This is a genomic window from Chryseobacterium indologenes (genome assembly GCF_018362995.1).
Classification (GTDB): domain Bacteria; phylum Bacteroidota; class Bacteroidia; order Flavobacteriales; family Weeksellaceae; genus Chryseobacterium; species Chryseobacterium indologenes_G.
This window is the reverse complement of record NZ_CP074372.1, coordinates 3,393,997-3,411,414: the sequence shown is the minus strand read 5'-3', so window position 1 is coordinate 3,411,414 and position 17,418 is coordinate 3,393,997. Positions and strand designations below refer to the sequence as shown.

The following is a 17,418-nucleotide window of genomic DNA, read 5'->3' as shown; positions in this document are numbered from 1 at the left end:
AATTTTTACCGAAGGGCTTATTTTCTTCCCTGAAGGGTATAAAAAAACCTTCACGAATGAAGGTCCGTTTATTTGTAAAGTAGAGAAAGCTCTATTTCGCTTTTTCTGCCGGAAGACTTAGAAAATAATCAGCTTCACTTTTTCCCCAGTTAGGATCTAAAGCTGTTTTAGGTTTGTAGGTCTTAAATTTCGCCTGTGCATCTTTAAACATTTCCAATCCTTTGGTTTTGCTTCCTCCGTACTGCTCTGGAGTAAAATAAACGTCTTCTGCTTTAATAAGAGCAATTCTTGGATTTGCCGGCTCTAATTTTTCTGCAATATTAAGCTCTTCAGCAGCTCTGGCACCGTCTGTCATATAACGTTGTGCCGGATTTACCATCATTCTCAAGGAATAAGACATTTTTCTCAACAGGTGAATTTCTGCATTATCAGCTCCGGCAAGATTCTGTGCCATTGACAGTTGTTTCTCAGCCTGATCTGCAATAGCATCCAGTTCCTGCATTTTTCCGTCTCTCATCAAGGTTCTTCCTTTCTGAATATAAGAAAATGCCGCATAGTATGCCGGAAGCCATTTTGTGCTTTCCTTGCTTCCGATTCTCTGGAAATCATTAGCCAGGGTCTGGAAATCTTCCGATGTTTTGCAGACTTCTATTCTTCCGATTTTTTCAGTCATTATTTTGTCATAATCTGCCTGTGCAAAAGCGGTTAAACTTACAAAAGCTAAAGCAAAGCTTAAAAGGTATTTTTTCATGATATCAAATTTTAAAAGTTAGTTTATTTGTTTGTTCTAAGATATGTTTTTTATAAATTATTATTGATCGCATCATCTGTTTTATCAACTCCGAAGCTTATAAATGCTCCAATGAACACGAAAGTATTGACTGGCGGTACTACAGCAGAACTTCTGGATCCGTCCGCAGAGAAGTTATAGCCGTATACATTCTTTGATCCTAAAATATTACTGACACTCAATACGAACACCGGAAAAGCTTTTGCATTTTTTTTACCAATATTGGGAAGATAATTAATACTGAAATTCAAAGCGTTATAATCTTTTAACCTCCCTTCATTTCTTGTATAATTCACTGCTTTACCATTCTCAAACGTAGAGGCAATGTCATAATAAGGACGTCCTTTGGCATAGGTATACGATAAATTTACCCCAAGCTTCCATTCTGGAATAAATCTTTTTGCCACTGCAGAAAGGGTATGTTCAGCAGCAAAACTTGGCTGCAGACTGACCGGATAATTAAGAAAATCTCTTTTGGAATCCAGGTAAGAGTAGCTGATCCAGTAATCAATATTTTCAAATGTTTTTTTATTGTCTCTCCAGAAAAACTCCACTCCTTTTGCGTATCCGTATCCATTATTGTTTAAAGCGGCCTGAGTCTGCTGATTTTGCTCTTTATCCTGATTAATATTAAATGTTTTAATCAGCTGGTCATATTTTTTATAAAATGCTTCAAAACGCAGCGTTCTTCCTTCCGAAGCTCTCTGAACCTGAAAAATATAATGCTGAGAGTGCTGGAAACCAAGATCTGCCGGGCCATTGATATATTTACTTTCAGGATTCTGATAAAAAAGACCGTAAGCTAAGGAAGTGGTCCAGTCTTTTGCCAGGCGGTAAGCAATGGCAAAACGAGGGGCAATATTATTCTTTCCTAAAAAAGAAGAATGTTCTGCTCTTACTCCTATTTTTGCTGATAAGGCATTGCTGAATCCCAGATCTGTTTCAAGAAAAGCGGAAGATATCAAATCCTTATAATGTTTTTGTACTGCTTCAAAATTCAGGTTTTCATCCGTATTATTCAACTCAAATCCTCCTCTCAGGGCGCTGATTCTGTTAATCTTTCTTTCAAGAACGGCCTTGAAGTTTAAGTAATTTCCGTCTGTCAGAAGCTGGTTTCTGTTGGATTCAACATCATTGGTTTCTGTGGAAAAATGAAGATCAGATCTGTTGTAAGAGTAAGATCCGCCTACATTCAAAAGATATTTTCCAAATTTCTGCTTAAAAGAGAGGTTATGAAATGTATTTTTACCATTAAGCTTTACCAGGCTGAAATTGTATCCTGGCTCAAGGCTTTCTGACCTTACCCCCATTTTATTGGAGTTAAACATTCCGTAGTATTTGAAAAATCCCCCTGATTTTGTTTTAAATCTGAAATTCAGATCTCCGTTAAGTCCCTGTGGTGCTTCAACAAAGTCTGTATTAAAATTAAAGGTTTTCTGCATCAACGTTAAAAGAGAATATCCTGCTGTAGCTCCATAGGAATAATTTTTATTGTCTCCCAGCTTCTGAAATCCTACACTCAGGAAAATAGGTGAAACACCTAAACTGTAAGAACTCTCATCCGGAAGATCAACACTTTCCAGCATCAAAGCTCCTGAAAGGGCCTGTCCGTACAATGCAGAATATCCGCCGCTTGAAAATATATTTCCTTTGAAAAGAGAGGTATTGAACTGATCTCTTCCTGCAATTCCCGGAACAGAATTAGAAAAATAATTGTTGATAAGACTTCCGTCCATAAAAATTTTAGATTCTGTACCTGTTCCTCCTCTGATAAAAAGACCTTCAGTCCCGCCTACTTTCTGTACACCCGGAAGATAGGTTAAAGCCGAAGAAATCTGCCCGTCTGCACCTGCTGTGGTATAAATATCAATTGGGGAAAGCAGCGCTGTTGCTCTTTTCTTATCACTTGCTTCAATGGAGCCTGCAGAAACTACTACTGCATCAATCTCGCTGATCTGTTCTTTAAGATCGACATTCAAAGAAATTTCCTGATTTTCAATAGAAACTGTTCTTTCTACATTCTCATATTTCGGATGGGTAAACGTTATTGTATGTGCTCCTTTTTCTGAAGTTTCAAAAGAAAAATTACCCTGAGCGTCTGTGGTTGTTCCATCATAAGTATCTTTTAAAGTGACGTTTACTTCACTTACTCCTTTGTTTTTAAAGGAAACTTTTCCTGAGATCTTCACCTGTGAATATCCCATTATGGAAGCCATCAGGAAGATAAGAAACAGTATGTTTTGTCCTTGAGTTTTCATTTTTATTGTTTTCTGGGTCAAAAATAGAATGAAAAATGCCTTCCGATAAAAAAATTGTTACCGAAAGGCATTCTTTTGCTACCGAATAGGAAATTAGTGAATCGGAATACAGAAATCAACGATCATTTTTCCTTCCGGATGTTCTTTAAAGTTGGAATGATAAATTTCGTAAGGAAAGGTTCTTCTGATTGTATAATTGTTTTCATTCATCCATAAAAACAAAGAAACCCAGCATTGCTCAAAGTCATCCAACGTAACTTCACCACTTCCCACAATGTATTTTCCTGCATCTAAGGTTTCAGCAAATACTTCACCTTCCTGCTGCTTCAGTTTTTCATCCAGAAGCATGCAGGCATGGATTCTGACCTTATCAAGAGGGGTGATCTTACAGCTGTCATGATAAACAGAAATCATTTTCACATTTTCTTTTGGAAAAAGATTTTTCTTAATCGCCCAGTCTACTAATACATTGAAAGAGGGTTCTACGTTTGCAATTCCAAGGCTCATTACAGACGCCAGATTCATTTCCGGCATTTCTTTTACTTCGATTTTTAAATTCATATTGGTCCAATTTAACAGGTTTTCTATGTTGCAAATGTATTGGCTGAAAACCGTATCAATTTGTCCGTTCTTGCGATGTGTTTGTAAAATCTTGTGAAATTTTTCCGGCGCTGACCTACGGAATTCTGTAGGTGGTACGCCATAATGTTTTTTGAATGTCTTGCAGAAAGCTGAGTGGTTTGAAAATCCAAGATTCCAGTAGATATCTTTGATCTCCATGTTTTTATGCAGTGCCAGATGAAGAGCACTTTTTTCTATTTTCTTCCTGATAATGTAGCTCTGAAGGGTTTCTCCGGTAATGAGCTTAAATATTCTGTGGAAATGAAAGGGCGAATAGGCACTTACCTCTGAAACTTTCTCCAGAGACAAATCAGAATCTATATGATTATCAATGTATTGAATTGTTTTTACAATCCGTTTTTTATATTCTTCCAATTCAAAGTTGTTAGTTTACAAAGATATTTTTCCAGAGTGAAAATCTGTTGTCTATTATTGCTATTATCAAGATAATCAAACTCGTATTTATGCTGGGATATCCTCTTCAAAATGTTTAAAAAGAGGAATTATATTTTTAATATCAGGATCTGAAGAAGCTATATAACTATGATAATCTTCGTGAATAAAAACTTCTTTTATAAAGAACCTTTCATCTTCAATGATACATTCATCATTTATGACTTCAAATGCATCCAACGGAAGCATCATCCCGGCTCCATGGGCTTTTATAACAGCTTCTTTTCTTGTCCAATAGGTAAAAAAACCACTCATTTTATCTTCAGCATCCTGAATTTCCTGAATCTCATTAGAAGTCATCTGAAATGTAAAATCATGGTAGCTGATCTTCGGGTCATTGTATTCTATATCTATTCCCAAAGGATATTCTGCAATGGCACAGGCTACAAGCTCTTTGGAATGTGATATATTGAAATGGAGCTTCTGTCCTTTCAAATAAGGTTTTTTATTGGGAAGAATCCCAATCTCCACATCCGGAATGTTATAATAAGTTCTTAATCCGTGTTGTAGAAGTACTTTTCCCATTAAAGAAAGCTGTGCATCCTCCCATCTTTTGTACCTTAGAATATCTCTTTTAATATCCTCAGAAAAAACTGGCAGATACCTATCAAGGAGGGACTGATGTCTTTCTTCGCTGATGAATGCATACAGAATAATCATTTTCTATTTCTTCTTTGATGTGGATAATTACTTTCACGTTAAAAATAAGCTTTTTCCTTCTCTTTGTAAAGCAATTCACCTTCTGGTCAAAGTTGCAGAATCTGAGGCTGAAACCTATTGAATTTCGGCTGTACTGCGTAATATCTTTTTAAAAAAGACTGGAATCATAAAGCGCTTTGGAAAATCTTTTATAATTTTAGGGGTAAAATCACTATAAATCATTTAAAAAATGAAAGTACAAACATTAGCATTATTGGCAGGATTTGCATTTTTAGCAACTTCATGCGGAACAACAAAAACGTATTCTGTAAATGCCAAAAGCGGAACACAAACAGGAGGAACAGCAAAATTTACCCAGAACGGAAATGAGGTAACTATGAAGCTGGATATCACCAACCTTACTCCTGGAATCCATGCAGTACACATTCATGAAAAAGGAGACTGCTCTGCAGCAGACGGTACTTCTACTGGAGGCCACTGGAATCCTTCAAAGAATGATCATGGTAAATGGGGTGCTGAACATTTCCACATGGGAGATATAGGAAACCTGGTTGCTGATCAGAGCGGAACTGCAACATTGACTTTCAAGACAGACAAATGGTGCCTGGGTTGTACGGATGAGTCTAAAAACATTATCGGAAAAGGTCTTATTGTACACGCTGCAGCAGATGATTTCCATACTCAGCCTACCGGAAATGCAGGAGGAAGAGTGGGATGTGTAGAAATTAAGTAATCTACTTTATTCAATAAAAAAACCGCTAATTTTCATTAGCGGTTTTTTTATGTTTAGGATTTAGCTCCCATCTCTGATACAATATTCATTGCTTCCTGCAGGTAAAGATCTTTTTTCAGATTCTTGATCCACATTTCAGATTTTTTCTTGAAAGCCTCATCTTTTTTCTCTCTTTCAACTTCACTTGGATACATGGTGAACTGAAGTCCGTTCTCAAATTTAGTCAAAGCTTTGAACTTTTCAATCTGAGATTTTCTGTTCTTCATCAGCTCATTAAACTTAGTGATATTCAAAGTGATATTTTCTTCTTTATCAAGTTTTTCTCTCCACTGAGCAGACTCTAATAACAACTGATAATTACTGTTTTTAGCCATTCTGTCTGCGCTTGCTTTTTCCAGTGCCTGAATATTGAAATAGTTCAGTTTCTGGAATTTCGTAGGCGGAATCTTGTCCCAAGCCAATGCATAGTCATCATATCGCTCTCCTACTTCAGCATAGGTAAAGAAATCTTTCATTTGGATATCAGAAACGATTCCTTTTCTCTGTGTAGATTCTCCGGTAATTCTGTAGAACTTCTGGATAGTCAGTTTTAAAGATCCGAAATCATCTTCTGTATTCAGGAATCTGTTCAGATCCACAAAAGTCTGAACGGTTCCTTTTCCAAAAGACTGCGGAGACCCGATGATCATTGCTCTTCCGTTATCCTGCATTACTCCTGCAAGAATTTCTGAAGCTGAAGCTGAAAGCTCGTTTTGCATGATCACCAATGGACCAGTCCAGATCGGAGTTTCATTTTTATTCTTAAGAGTCTGTATTTTCCCGTTTCCGTCTTTCACCTGAACGTAAGGTCCGGCTTCCATGAAAAGTCCCATAATATCCCCTACTTCTGTTAAAGAACCACCACCGTTATTTCTAAGATCAAGAATGATTCCCTGGATATTCTGTTCTTTCAGTTTAATGATCTCATTTTTGATGTCATCAGAAGCATTTCTTCCTTTAGCATTTTCAAAATCAGCGTTAAAGCTTGGAAGGTTGATAAAGCCATATTTCTTACCGTTTGGAGTATTCACTACAATACTTCTTGCGAAAGTGTCTTCAATAGCTACTTCCTCACGGATCATTGTTACATCTTTGATGGTACCGTCTTTTTTCTGAACCGTCAGTGTTACCGGAGTACCTTTTTCACCTCTGATCAAGCGTACTGCTTCATCAGAAAGCATTCCTACAACATTTACAGCATCTTCCTTCGGTTTAGATCTTACTTTCAGGATTTTATCCCCTTCAGAAAGCTGTTTCGACTTCCATGCCGGTGCACCAATGGTAAGAGCTCCTAAGTAAAGGTTTCCTTTTTTCTCCTGGATCAAGGCCCCGATACCGATTACTTTTCCAGTAAACTGAGTATCAAAATCTTCTTTATCTTTTGGAGAATAATAGTTGGTATGCGGATCAAATACTTCTGTATATGCATTCATATACACGGTAAACCAATCCATTTTCTTTCTTTTTTTGAATCGCGTAAAGGTATCTTTTACAAGATCTTTTACTTCGTCAGTCGCTTTTTTGATCTTTTCGTCCTGAGTAAGCGGCTTAAACTTGATCGTATCTTTCAGCTTATACTTCTGAACAGAGTCTTTCTTTTCTTTCTGAGCCTCTTCTTTGCTGTTCATCGACTCTACTTCCTGAAGGATATTGTACTTGATGAATTTTTTCCATTCATTATACTGTTCCTGCTTGTTGGCAGGTACCTTTTTAAGTTTCGGCTCAAGAGTAAGCGTTTCATCTTCCTGAAGATTAATCGGCTTGCTGAAAATATCCTGTGTTATCTTATCGATCTCATCCACTCTCTGGTATAATCTGTCAATCGTTAGCTTATAGAATGTAAGATCACCCTGACCGATATAATCATCAAGCTTTGTCTCATGCTTGCTGAATTCATCCATATCAGATTGCAGGAAATATCTTTTAGCTGGATCTACCAATTCGAAATAATGCTTATAAACGTCCTTCGAATAGGCATCATTGATAGTCTTGGGGCTATAATGCAGATAAGAAAGTGTGTTCTTTACGCTCACCATAATCGTCTGCATCTTTTCATCGTCATTCTTTGGCGAGTTGAAACAAAACATTAGACTGGTTAATGGAATAAGAAGTAAAAATTTATTCAGTTTGAAATTTTTCCACATAAACTGTCTTTATTTATTAATTTTTTTAAAATAAGTATAATAATTAGTAGCAGTAAGTTTGGTACTGTTACAAATGATCAAATTTAATACCTTATTTGCAATTATCAGATAGTTTTAACCATTTTTATTAAATAGACTTACAAATAATAATAACAGTGTTAGCCATTTCCGATTATCAGGCAGTTTACCTCCGGAATGAAATAATTAACGCTCTGTTTTCAAGATATAGACTCAGTATTTATTTTTCACTAAAAAACTAAAAACAGGTACCACAAAAAACAATTTTTGACCATAAAGGCATAAAATATGCAGAGAATTAAACATACAAATTCAAAATATTAAGTCATGAAAAGTTTATTATGGTTAGTAGCAGTCATCTGCATCGTTGTTTGGCTACTGGGAATGTTAGGAATTGTTCCTGGGATGAGCACGGGTTATTTAATCCACGTTTTACTGGTCATTGCCATTATAGTTATTCTTTATAACATCATTTCCGGCAGAAAACCTCTCGACTAGTTTATTATTTTGTAAAACCACTTAAAATTAAAACAACCATCAGGCTTAACAGATGCTCTTTAGCAAAGTTATACTATATTTTGTCTTGAAAAGCATCTGTAAGTACTGTGGCTTCTTTTATTGTCAAAAAAATCAGGATATTATCAAGTATTAATTTTGATTTATTTTAAGTTTAATTTTTACGCCTTACCCTCTTTATTTTCCCTGCATTCTGCCTCATTCCAGAGGTAAAACAAGAAAATGTCAATTTCGATTTCGTAACAATCAATAATAAATCTGCTGTTTTATCACATCTTATTTTTACCTACATTTGATGGGTTGAAAATCTGTTTGTTCTATTCTGAAATGAACAAATTCACTCTATTTTAATAAAAATATTAAAGATAATTTATGGAAAGACCGCTTATTCTGGTTACTAATGATGATGGAATTACAGCTCCTGGTATCAGAAATCTTATCAGTTTTATGAATGAAATCGGAGAAGTAGTTGTTGTAGCACCTAACTCTCCTCAAAGTGGAAAAGGCCACGCTATTACCATTAATTCTACCCTAAGCTATGAAGAAGTTACTCTGGATGGCCCGCAGACTGATTTTTCATGCAGCGGAACTCCTGTAGACTGTGTAAAGATGGCTCTTGATAAAATTCTGAAAAGAAGACCTGATATTGTGGTTTCAGGAATCAATCACGGAGCAAACTCTTCTATTAATGTGATCTATTCGGGAACGATGTCAGCTGCTGTAGAAGCGGGTGTAGAAGGAATTCCTGCGATTGGATTCTCATTACTGGATTTCAGCTGGGAAGCTGATTTTACCCAGGCTAAGGAATTTATTCAGAATATCGTAAGAAGAACTTTGGAAAATCCAATGCCAAAAGGCATTGTACTGAATGTAAATATTCCTAAACTTCCTGCTGAGGAAATAAAAGGCGTAAAAGTATGTAAACAGGCTCACGCAAAATGGGAAGAAAGCTTTGACGAAAGAATAAACCCTCACGGTAAAAAATATTACTGGCTGACCGGCTATTTTAACAATATGGATGATTCTGAAGATGCTGATGAAACTGCATTGGCAAACGGATATATTTCTATTGTTCCGGTAAAGTTTGACCTTACAGCATACGAATACATGAAAACACTGGAGGAAGTAATGACTTTTGAAGATGTAAAAGAGGTAAAATAACCGAAGAGATAATAAAAGCGTGAAATCAGATTTCACGCTTTGCTTTTATAGTGTTAAAATAATACTTTATCTTCTTTTCTGAGCTCTTCAAGATATGCCTTTTTTTCATCTCTGTAAAAAAGATTCATTGTTTCAAAAGGGATCAACTTCAGGTCTTTATTGACAATATGTACGCACGATTTCTTCACTGCCCTTACATCAAAATCATGAGCGTCCATAAAGTTCATGATAATTATTCTGAAAAGGTTATCATAGTCAAGATCCGGAGCACATACTTCCGGCAGACAGCACAGTAACTGATTGACCTTAGGCTGAACTTTATCTACGGAAATTCCGGTACTGAAAATATCCAGCAGCTGCATGTGCAGTCCCTTATCCTGTTCGTAAACAATGGTATTCCTTGATTCATTATTCAGAAGATCTGCAGGATTGATATACCGCGTTAAAGGAATTATTTCGCCCTGAAGTTTTAAGATATATCCCATAGCCAAAGCATCCGGATTGCATGGAACGGGAATAATATCATCAGAATTTAATAAAGGAAACTGATTGATAATTTCCTGTCTTACTTCAGTTAAGGTAATTTTTTCATGAGCAGAGTCCTCACGGTTTCTTCCGGCAATTTCAACAGGCTGAAAGGTAATTCCTCTTACACATTTCTGTTTCAGGGCAAATTCTATAATTTTTCCTATTTCATCAATATTTTTATCTTTTTGAAGGACAATAACCAATGTAGTTGAAAGATTAAGCTCATTGAGTTTTTCCAGTGCCTTCATTCTGACTGCAGTAAGATCCTTCCCTCTGAAATCTTCCAGAACTTCAGGTTTAAATGAATCAAACTGAAGGTAAATTTCAAACTCAGGAGCATACGTCGCCAATTTTTCAGCAAATCCCGGATCATTGGCTATTCTGATTCCGTTGGTATTCAGCATCAGATGTTTGATCGGTTTTGATTTGGCAATATCCATAATTTTGAAAAACTCCGGATGAATCGTAGGTTCTCCCCCACTGATCTGGACTACGTCCGGCTCACCTTCATTTTTTACAATAACATCAAACATAGCTTCAATTTCTTCCAGACTTCTATGACTTCCATAATGCGGAGATGACATAGCGTAACAGGTTGGACAGGTCAGGTTACAACGATCTGTAACTTCTACGACAGAAAGACAGCTGTGCTGTTCATGATCTACGCACAGTCCACAATCATAGGGACAGCCATATTCCACATCGGTTCCGAAATGAAGGGGCATTTCAGAGGCTTTATTATAGTTTCTTATATTTTTATAATAATGTACATCAGAAGCTATTTTTGTTTTGAAAAAGCCATGATCCGGACATCTTTTGGTCATAAAAACAGTTTCATCCTCAATAATGATTTTGGCTCCTACCCTTTTAAGGCATTCCGGGCAAAGACTGATGGTATAATCGTAATAGGTATAATTTCTTACTGGCATAGCAAAATTTTTAAAGTCCTCCACAAATATAACCGCTGATCAATCCACAGATCAGAAGGGATATAAGCATGGTCTGGATAAATTGTTTTTTGGTGAATTTACGGTCTCCCTTTCTTTCGTAAATAAGTTTTGTGATAACAGTGACAATAAGTGAAAAAAATAGTGCAGCCAAAATAATCGCACCAACAATCATGACCACTACCCCAGCCAGATTGAGATTGCCTTCTAAAATAGTTAACGTTTTCATCTTGAATATTTTAAATATAAAGACCTGGTATTTTTGATTTTATAAATGTAGTAAATAATTACGCAGATACAGACAATTTGAATCGTACCCATATTTCCAATGATTTCTATCTTTGGTTTTATAAAATCTAAAAAGAATCTGAATGTAAAATAGCTGAGCATAAACAGCTGAAAAATATACCCGGAAGGATATTTCTTTTGGTTTTGAATATATTTTAATCCTATCCAAAGAAAAATTAAAAAGGCTATTTCATACAAAGCAACAGGATGTCTGAGATATTGATCCCCAAGATGCATTCCAAACACAGAATCAGTAGGAATACCATATGTTTCTTCACCAATACCGGTAAGAAAACACCCTATTCTGCCTATAATCATAGCCAGTATCAGAGGAAAAACAATAAGATCTCCCGTACTTTCTTTATGGTGTACTATCTTTTTTGCCAGCTCTACTCCCAATAAACCGAAAGCCAGCCCTCCTACAATGGTATTGTTTGACCAGAACTTTCTGATAGAAAAATTTTCAAATATTGCATAAGGATTTTCAAGGTTACCAATCAGCTTGGAACCTATCAAAGCTCCGGCAGTAGCACCTATTAAAACTGCCGCAGAAGTATTGAAAGAAAGTTTTTCCTTAGACTTACGTTTCAGATAAAAATAATATCTCATACCCAAAAACATTCCGCATGCCTCAAAAAGTGGATGCGCAAGGATTGTTTTGCCGAAAATATGAAATGTTACAGGAAAATCCATTATTTCAAAAATACACTATTTCATATTATTCACTACCTTTATTCTGACAAATAATTACAAAATGCGTATAGAATATGACATAAAATTAGGGTTCAAGGATGTAATGTTCCGCCCTAAGCGTTCTACTTTAAAATCTCGCTCAGAGGTTGATTTACAAAGAGAGTTTACCTTTAAACATACTAAGAAAAAATGGACAGGTGTTCCCGTAATTGCCGCCAATATGGATACTGTAGGAACTTTTGAAATGGCTGTAGAGCTGGCAAAAGAAAAGATTATTACAGCGATTCACAAACATTATACCCCTGAACAATGGGATCAGTTTCTTCAGAGCCAGCCGGAAAGCATTCATCAATATATTGCCTTAAGCACAGGAACTGGAAAAGCTGATGAAGAAAAAATAAGACTGATCCTGGAAAAGCATCCAAAAATTGAGTTTCTCTGCATTGATGTAGCCAATGGTTATTCTGAGCATTTCGTTGGATTTGTGAAGAAAGCAAGGGCTAATTTTCCTGATAAAATCATTATCGCCGGAAATGTCGTTACGGGAGAAATGGTGGAAGAGCTTCTTCTGGTAGGTGCCGACATTATAAAGGTAGGTATCGGTCCCGGATCTGTTTGTACTACCAGAGTAAAAACAGGTGTAGGATATCCTCAGCTTTCTGCTATTATTGAATGTGCTGATGCTGCCCACGGTCTCGGAGGTCATATCATCGCTGATGGTGGCTGTAAAGTTCCCGGTGATGTTGCAAAAGCCTTTGGAGGAGGTGCAGATTTCGTAATGCTGGGCGGAATGTTTGCCGGTCATGATGAAAGTGGCGGAGAAATAATTGAAGAAAATGGTAAAAAATACCGCCTTTTCTATGGAATGAGTTCCAAAACGGCAATGGATAAGCATTCCGGAGGTGTAGCAGAATACCGTGCTTCTGAAGGTAAAACAGTGAAAGCAGCGTATAAAGGTCCTGTGGCAGACACCGTAAAAGATATTCTGGGAGGTGTAAGGTCTACCTGTACTTATGTAGGAGCTTCAAAGCTTAAAGAACTTTCCAAGAGAACCACTTTTATCCGGGTTCAGGAACAGGAAAATCAGGTTTTTAAAGACTAAAAAACTATAAAAAAAGGCTTTAGATAATAATTCTAAGGCCTTTTTTATTCTTTTGTTCTGATGTATTTTTTATTAAAATATTTTTGAAGCTGGTCATTTACATAGGTTTCCTGCTCTTTTACTGAAGCCATTTCATCAGTATGTAAAATTCTCGGAACCTCTTTTATCTTATCTACTACAACAGAGTCCTGAGAAGAGTTTTTGATGATATCGATTCTTTCATTCATCTCTCTTTCATATTCCTTAAGATCTGTGGTAAGAAGTTCCATGACTATATTTTCACCATTATAATCAATATTAAAATAAGAATACTTTTCCGGGAAAACTTTAAGTTCAGGAAGAAACACAATCAAAAGAGAAACCCACCAGAACTTTTTAATTTTTTCAAATTTAAAGTATAACAACAGTGAAAAAGTAAGCATGAAATAAAAGAGTATACTTTCAAACTGTCTTGCAACAGAGGTGAGAATATAGCTCGTAAATAACAAAGGAATCAGTGAGACAGACCAAAATAAAACCGCTTTTTTAAATGTTATCTGCGCAGTGATCCTTTTGAGTTCCTCTTCAAAAACTTTGATAAATAATGGAAGTACAGCAATAACTTTTAATCCTACATAAGCCGTATCAGCACCAAAAAGAGCAATTCTTTTCAGCCATTTTACCATTCCTCTTTCCACCTCTCCCATTCTGTTGAAATTTCCTGGTGCAAGAAAACATACAAGTAAAAATATTGTTCCTAACAGTACCAGAAACAAGTTTTCTTTATTACGCTTCTGATAATAATTGACTAACAGAAGTCCTTCAAGAATCAATGCCAGAATTTCATTAGATCCCATCAGAATGATGATCAACAAAGCTGAAAGGTAAAACCATATTTTCCGTTGTGTTTTCTCATATTTTTTGAAAAAATAGAGTAAAACCCCGGATAAAATAACAGGAACGAAATAGATATTGGAGCCCGTCACCCAGAAGTAATGCTCTGGTAAACTTACAAGAAGTACTGTGTAAAAGAAAAACAGAAGAAATCCTTTTTTGAGGGATTCTTTGAGAGAATAGCTGAAATATTCTTTGAAGTTTAATGCCGAAACTCCAATAAAGGACAGCATCAAAAATACCGGATATATTTTCGGAAGAATCGTTTTGCTGTCATAAAAGACAGGGTTAAACATGTTAAGTGAATATCCGAAATATCTTCCGCCCCATTGTGTATAGGTATCTATAAAACATTGTACCAGCCCAAGTTTTCTGGTAGCATAAGAACAAAAATAATCATCGGTCTGATATACATTAAAAAAACTGATGTATGCCAGACCGATGATTAGTAATATCGACAAGAATAATACTATATTCTGTACTTTTTTCATTTTCTAAGTTAACATTCCACCGTCAACGTTTAACGTTTGCCCGGTAATATATGCTGACATTTCGCTGCCTAAGAATACACATGCGTTCGCTATATCTGCAGGCTGTCCTCCTCTTTTCATTGGAATTTCTTCTCTCCATCCCTGAACAGTTTTTTCGTCCAGAACAGCAGTCATTTCCGTTTCAATGAATCCCGGAGCAATAGCATTACATCTGATATTTCTTGATCCTAATTCCAGTGCCACAGATTTTGTAAACCCTATTACCCCTGCTTTAGAAGCTGCATAGTTGGCCTGTCCGGCATTTCCTTTCACTCCTACTACTGAAGTCATATTGATGATAGATCCTGATCTTGCCTTCATCATTGGCTTGATCACCGCTTTCGTAAGGTTAAAAACTGAATCTAAGTTTACTTTGATTACTTTATCCCAATCTTCTTTGGACATTCTCAATAACAGGCTATCTTTTGTAATTCCTGCATTGTTTATTAAAATATCAATCTGTCCGAACTCTGCCATCACATCTTCCACCAATTTCTGAGCTGCATCATAATCTGATGCGTCAGACTGATATCCCTTAATTTGGGTTACAGAACTTAAAGCTGCTTCTAATTCTTTTGCTTTGTCTACAGAGCCAGCGTAGGTAAATGCTACTTTTGCCCCTTGCTGAGCAAACATTTCAGCAATACCCTTACCGATTCCTCTTGTAGCTCCGGTAATTAGTGCTACTTTTCCTTCTAATATTTTCATATCTATTGACAATTATTTTTCTTTTAACTCATTCAGCTTGTGACGGCTGACTCTTATAATTTCTACAATTCCTATCCGGAATTAAACGGTTTGCAAAGATATTATAAATTGTTATTCAAGCCATTGAATTTGTTAAAATACTGGATTATTTTGGATTTTTATTACAGCTGAACAGAATTATTTTTAAATCTCGTGAAATAAATAAAGTCCGTTTTTTTGCTTCTATCCAGCTTCAGCACTTCTTTCTGCCAGAAATATTTATCATAAATAATCTCCTTCAAAGGCTCATTCTGAAAGTTTGAAACTCCGAATTTTCCATCCTTTTTTACTACAATTTCGTTCTCAGCATTCCCGAATGTTATGATATCTTCGTAAATAAAGGGAACAATTTCTGTTCCTTTTCCATCCAGAATGCCATAGAGATTGCCTGTATTTCTACACACCAAAGGTTTTGAATACTGATTAAGCGGATTAAAATATTCAACATCTTCGTTTCTGATCTGACTGATATTCTTCAACTCTGCCGTTGAGCCATCTTTTACAGAAAACCTGTAGTAACGATCCTGTTTTCCAATAATAAGATTGTCGGGATAAAAGCCTAAAATCTGTACGCCTTCTCCAACAACATTCTTCAGATCCTTATCCAGAAATTGTTCTTCATTTCCTTTTTTAAGATAGATAAAATCTTTTCCGGAAATGGTAAAAGCTTTGATAAAATCATATTCCTGAGGAAGAACGATGTTCCCCTCCAGATCAACAATTCCGGATTTTTTTACTTTATCATTATAAAAACTGAAAAAATTATTCAATAAAGGGTTTACGTATTTAAAAGTCTGGGAATACAGTTTCTTATCTTTTTTATTGAAGACCGTTGCTTTCCCGTTTTTTATAAGGTAGATATATTCTTTTCTGCCAAAATATTCCGGAGTGATATCACTAAAGATTTCCTCAGCAAGTATATTTTCTTCGCTATCAATCAGACCGTATTTTCCTGTACTTTTATTTCTGGTAATCAGATAAGGATACGCATTGATATCTACTACCTGTTTTGAAAATTTATGCAGGGTCTGACCATTATTTCCAATGATTTCACTTTCATTTTCTTCATTAATGATCAATGCTTTACCATCTTCAAAGTTGTAATCTTCTTTAAATTCCCGGCTGCTGAGCTGCTTTCCGCTAAGGTCATACAGAAACCATTTTTTATCTTTTAAAACAAAGAATCTATCCTTTCCTGAAAAACGGATCTTTTCAGCATAAGGAATAATTTCCTTTCCGTTATAATCGTAGACGGCTTCTTTGTCTTGTTTTGAAGAAATAATGCGGTCTTTGCTCCACCAGGGTGTATTGAATTCCTGATCATCCAAAGCAATGAATTCCTTGCCTTTTTCGTCAATAACAGCTGATTTTCTATTGTTTCCGTCCTCAGAATAAAGAATAAATCTGTTTTTAAAAATATGTAAAATTCCGCCTCTATAGGGAGATTCAAAGGTAATGGTCCCTAAAGAGTCTACTATTGCCTGCTTTTTAGATCCGGAATCGTAAGCCGTTCCATATCCGTCCGAATAGGAATTCACCTCCTTCCCTGTCTTTTTTGACAGGATCACTTTCATATACTGGTTAGTCTGTGCTGTACAGACTACAGAACACAATACAAAAACTAATTTTTTCAAGAAAAATTAAATAGAATTGTTGACAATAAGAACGATCTCTCCTTTTAAAGTTTTACTCTTGGAAAATTCAATTAATTCATTGATTGTTCCCCGTTTGGTTTCCTCAAATTTTTTAGAGATCTCACGGCTTAAACTTACTTTGGTTTCTTCTCCAAAGAATTCTTTGATCTGCTCCAGAGTCGTATTGATTTTATGGGGACTTTCGTAAAGAACGATGGTCTTTTTTTCTTCCGCAAGCTGCTTCAGTTTTGTTTGTCTGCCTTTTTTCTGCGGTAAAAAACCAGCGAATAAAAATTCATTGTTGGGAAGACCTGAAACAACAAGTGCGGGAATGAGAGCCGTTGCTCCCGGAAGACAGATCATATCAATATTATTGTCTGCTCCTACTTTTGCCAGCAAATATCCCGGATCCGAAATACCGGGTGTTCCTGCATCGGTAATAATAGCGATATTCTGACCGTTTTTAAGGTCTGTGATCACTTTCTCCGTTGCCTGATGTTCATTGTGTAAATGATAAGATTTTAAAGGCTTTGAGATTTCAAAATGTTTTAAAAGTATTCCGGAAGTTCTTGTGTCTTCACATAAAATATAATCAACTTCTTTAAGGACATTTACTGCCCTGAAAGTCATATCTTCCAGATTCCCAACAGGTGTGGGAACAAAATATAAGATTCCGCTCAAAA

Annotated in this window: 16 protein-coding genes; 4 read left to right on the top strand and 12 right to left on the bottom strand. The window is 36.0% G+C overall.

Features of this window, described 5'->3' with window-relative positions:
- Positions 1-91 precede the first annotated feature (91 nt).
- The 4 genes from DYR29_RS15400 to DYR29_RS15385 form a co-directional block, all read right to left on the bottom strand.
- A complete protein-coding gene (locus DYR29_RS15400; RefSeq protein WP_213277555.1) occupies positions 92-751 on the bottom strand; it encodes a hypothetical protein in 660 nt (219 codons plus the stop codon).
- Positions 752-801: 50 nt separating this feature from the next.
- Positions 802-3,048, bottom strand: coding sequence for a TonB-dependent receptor (locus DYR29_RS15395; protein ID WP_213277554.1), 2,247 nt, complete (start codon positions 3,046-3,048; stop codon positions 802-804).
- A 93-nt stretch (positions 3,049-3,141) separates the two neighbouring features.
- Entirely contained in the window at positions 3,142-4,044 is a 903-nt protein-coding gene (locus DYR29_RS15390; RefSeq protein ID WP_213277553.1) for an AraC family transcriptional regulator, read from the bottom strand.
- 87 nt (positions 4,045-4,131) lie between these two features.
- Positions 4,132-4,782 carry a 4'-phosphopantetheinyl transferase family protein gene (locus tag DYR29_RS15385; RefSeq protein ID WP_213277552.1) on the bottom strand — a complete coding sequence of 217 codons (651 nt, stop codon included), beginning with the start codon at positions 4,780-4,782 and terminating at the stop codon, positions 4,132-4,134.
- A gap of 229 nt (positions 4,783-5,011) precedes the next feature.
- Here DYR29_RS15385 and DYR29_RS15380 point away from each other — a divergent pair, with 229 nt between their 5' ends.
- The gene (locus DYR29_RS15380) at positions 5,012-5,515 is read left to right on the top strand and encodes a superoxide dismutase family protein (protein ID WP_213277551.1); all 504 of its coding nucleotides are present in this window, start codon (positions 5,012-5,014) and stop codon (positions 5,513-5,515) included.
- Between the two features lie 53 nt (positions 5,516-5,568).
- Here DYR29_RS15380 and DYR29_RS15375 read toward each other — a convergent pair whose 3' ends face one another.
- Positions 5,569-7,698, bottom strand: coding sequence for a carboxy terminal-processing peptidase (locus tag DYR29_RS15375; RefSeq protein ID WP_142717461.1), 2,130 nt, complete (start codon positions 7,696-7,698; stop codon positions 5,569-5,571).
- A 345-nt stretch (positions 7,699-8,043) separates the two neighbouring features.
- Between DYR29_RS15375 and DYR29_RS15370 the strand changes: the two genes are divergently transcribed.
- Both DYR29_RS15370 and surE read left to right on the top strand, forming a co-directional pair.
- Entirely contained in the window at positions 8,044-8,214 is a 171-nt protein-coding gene (locus DYR29_RS15370) for a lmo0937 family membrane protein (RefSeq protein WP_047426491.1), read from the top strand.
- Positions 8,215-8,604: 390 nt separating this feature from the next.
- Positions 8,605-9,393, top strand: a complete 789-nt coding sequence (gene surE / locus DYR29_RS15365; protein ID WP_213277550.1) for a 5'/3'-nucleotidase SurE — start codon at positions 8,605-8,607, stop codon at positions 9,391-9,393.
- 53 nt (positions 9,394-9,446) lie between these two features.
- On the opposite strand, the gene DYR29_RS15360 is transcribed toward surE, so the two are convergent.
- From DYR29_RS15360 to DYR29_RS15350, 3 genes are read right to left on the bottom strand one after another with little or no spacing between them, the layout of a single operon-like run.
- Complete coding sequence (locus DYR29_RS15360) at positions 9,447-10,850, bottom strand: radical SAM protein (RefSeq protein ID WP_213277549.1); 1,404 nt, start codon at positions 10,848-10,850, stop codon at positions 9,447-9,449.
- A gap of 10 nt (positions 10,851-10,860) precedes the next feature.
- The gene (locus tag DYR29_RS15355) at positions 10,861-11,097 is read right to left on the bottom strand and encodes a hypothetical protein (protein WP_213277548.1); all 237 of its coding nucleotides are present in this window, start codon (positions 11,095-11,097) and stop codon (positions 10,861-10,863) included.
- Entirely contained in the window at positions 11,094-11,849 is a 756-nt protein-coding gene (locus DYR29_RS15350) for a prolipoprotein diacylglyceryl transferase (protein ID WP_213277547.1), read from the bottom strand. The genes DYR29_RS15355 and DYR29_RS15350 overlap by 4 nt, the downstream gene beginning before the upstream one ends.
- Positions 11,850-11,910: 61 nt before the next feature.
- Here DYR29_RS15350 and DYR29_RS15345 point away from each other — a divergent pair, with 61 nt between their 5' ends.
- Positions 11,911-12,951 (top strand): GMP reductase, encoded by a 1,041-nt coding sequence (locus tag DYR29_RS15345; RefSeq protein ID WP_149389082.1) that lies wholly within the window; start codon positions 11,911-11,913, stop codon positions 12,949-12,951.
- 44 nt (positions 12,952-12,995) lie between these two features.
- Here the strand turns inward: DYR29_RS15345 and DYR29_RS15340 are convergent, their stop codons facing one another.
- The 4 genes from DYR29_RS15340 to rsmI form a co-directional block, all read right to left on the bottom strand.
- Positions 12,996-14,315 carry a DUF6056 family protein gene (locus DYR29_RS15340; protein WP_213277546.1) on the bottom strand — a complete coding sequence of 440 codons (1,320 nt, stop codon included), beginning with the start codon at positions 14,313-14,315 and terminating at the stop codon, positions 12,996-12,998.
- Positions 14,316-14,318: 3 nt separating this feature from the next.
- Positions 14,319-15,062 (bottom strand): 3-oxoacyl-[acyl-carrier-protein] reductase, encoded by a 744-nt coding sequence (gene fabG, locus DYR29_RS15335; protein WP_213277545.1) that lies wholly within the window; start codon positions 15,060-15,062, stop codon positions 14,319-14,321.
- Positions 15,063-15,223: 161 nt separating this feature from the next.
- A complete protein-coding gene (locus DYR29_RS15330; RefSeq protein WP_213277544.1) occupies positions 15,224-16,735 on the bottom strand; it encodes a WG repeat-containing protein in 1,512 nt (503 codons plus the stop codon).
- Between the two features lie 6 nt (positions 16,736-16,741).
- Positions 16,742-17,416 carry a 16S rRNA (cytidine(1402)-2'-O)-methyltransferase gene (rsmI, locus tag DYR29_RS15325; RefSeq protein WP_213277543.1) on the bottom strand — a complete coding sequence of 225 codons (675 nt, stop codon included), beginning with the start codon at positions 17,414-17,416 and terminating at the stop codon, positions 16,742-16,744.
- Positions 17,417-17,418: the final 2 nt, after the last annotated feature.

Bases quoted from the DNA above. Each gene is read 5' to 3' on its own strand.
- DYR29_RS15400 (WP_213277555.1), bottom strand. From the start codon at position 751: ATGAAAAAATACCTTTTAAGCTTTGCTTTAGCTTTTGTAAGTTTAACC.
- DYR29_RS15395 (WP_213277554.1), bottom strand. From the start codon at position 3,048: ATGAAAACTCAAGGACAAAACATACTGTTTCTTATCTTCCTGATGGCT.
- DYR29_RS15385 (WP_213277552.1), bottom strand. From the start codon at position 4,782: ATGATTATTCTGTATGCATTCATCAGCGAAGAAAGACATCAGTCCCTC.
- DYR29_RS15380 (WP_213277551.1), top strand. From the start codon at position 5,012: ATGAAAGTACAAACATTAGCATTATTGGCAGGATTTGCATTTTTAGCA.
- DYR29_RS15375 (WP_142717461.1), bottom strand. From the start codon at position 7,698: ATGTGGAAAAATTTCAAACTGAATAAATTTTTACTTCTTATTCCATTA.
- DYR29_RS15370 (WP_047426491.1), top strand. From the start codon at position 8,044: ATGAAAAGTTTATTATGGTTAGTAGCAGTCATCTGCATCGTTGTTTGG.
- surE (WP_213277550.1), top strand. From the start codon at position 8,605: ATGGAAAGACCGCTTATTCTGGTTACTAATGATGATGGAATTACAGCT.
- DYR29_RS15360 (WP_213277549.1), bottom strand. From the start codon at position 10,850: ATGCCAGTAAGAAATTATACCTATTACGATTATACCATCAGTCTTTGC.
- DYR29_RS15355 (WP_213277548.1), bottom strand. From the start codon at position 11,097: ATGAAAACGTTAACTATTTTAGAAGGCAATCTCAATCTGGCTGGGGTA.
- DYR29_RS15350 (WP_213277547.1), bottom strand. From the start codon at position 11,849: ATGGATTTTCCTGTAACATTTCATATTTTCGGCAAAACAATCCTTGCG.
- DYR29_RS15345 (WP_149389082.1), top strand. From the start codon at position 11,911: ATGCGTATAGAATATGACATAAAATTAGGGTTCAAGGATGTAATGTTC.
- DYR29_RS15340 (WP_213277546.1), bottom strand. From the start codon at position 14,315: ATGAAAAAAGTACAGAATATAGTATTATTCTTGTCGATATTACTAATC.
- fabG (WP_213277545.1), bottom strand. From the start codon at position 15,062: ATGAAAATATTAGAAGGAAAAGTAGCACTAATTACCGGAGCTACAAGA.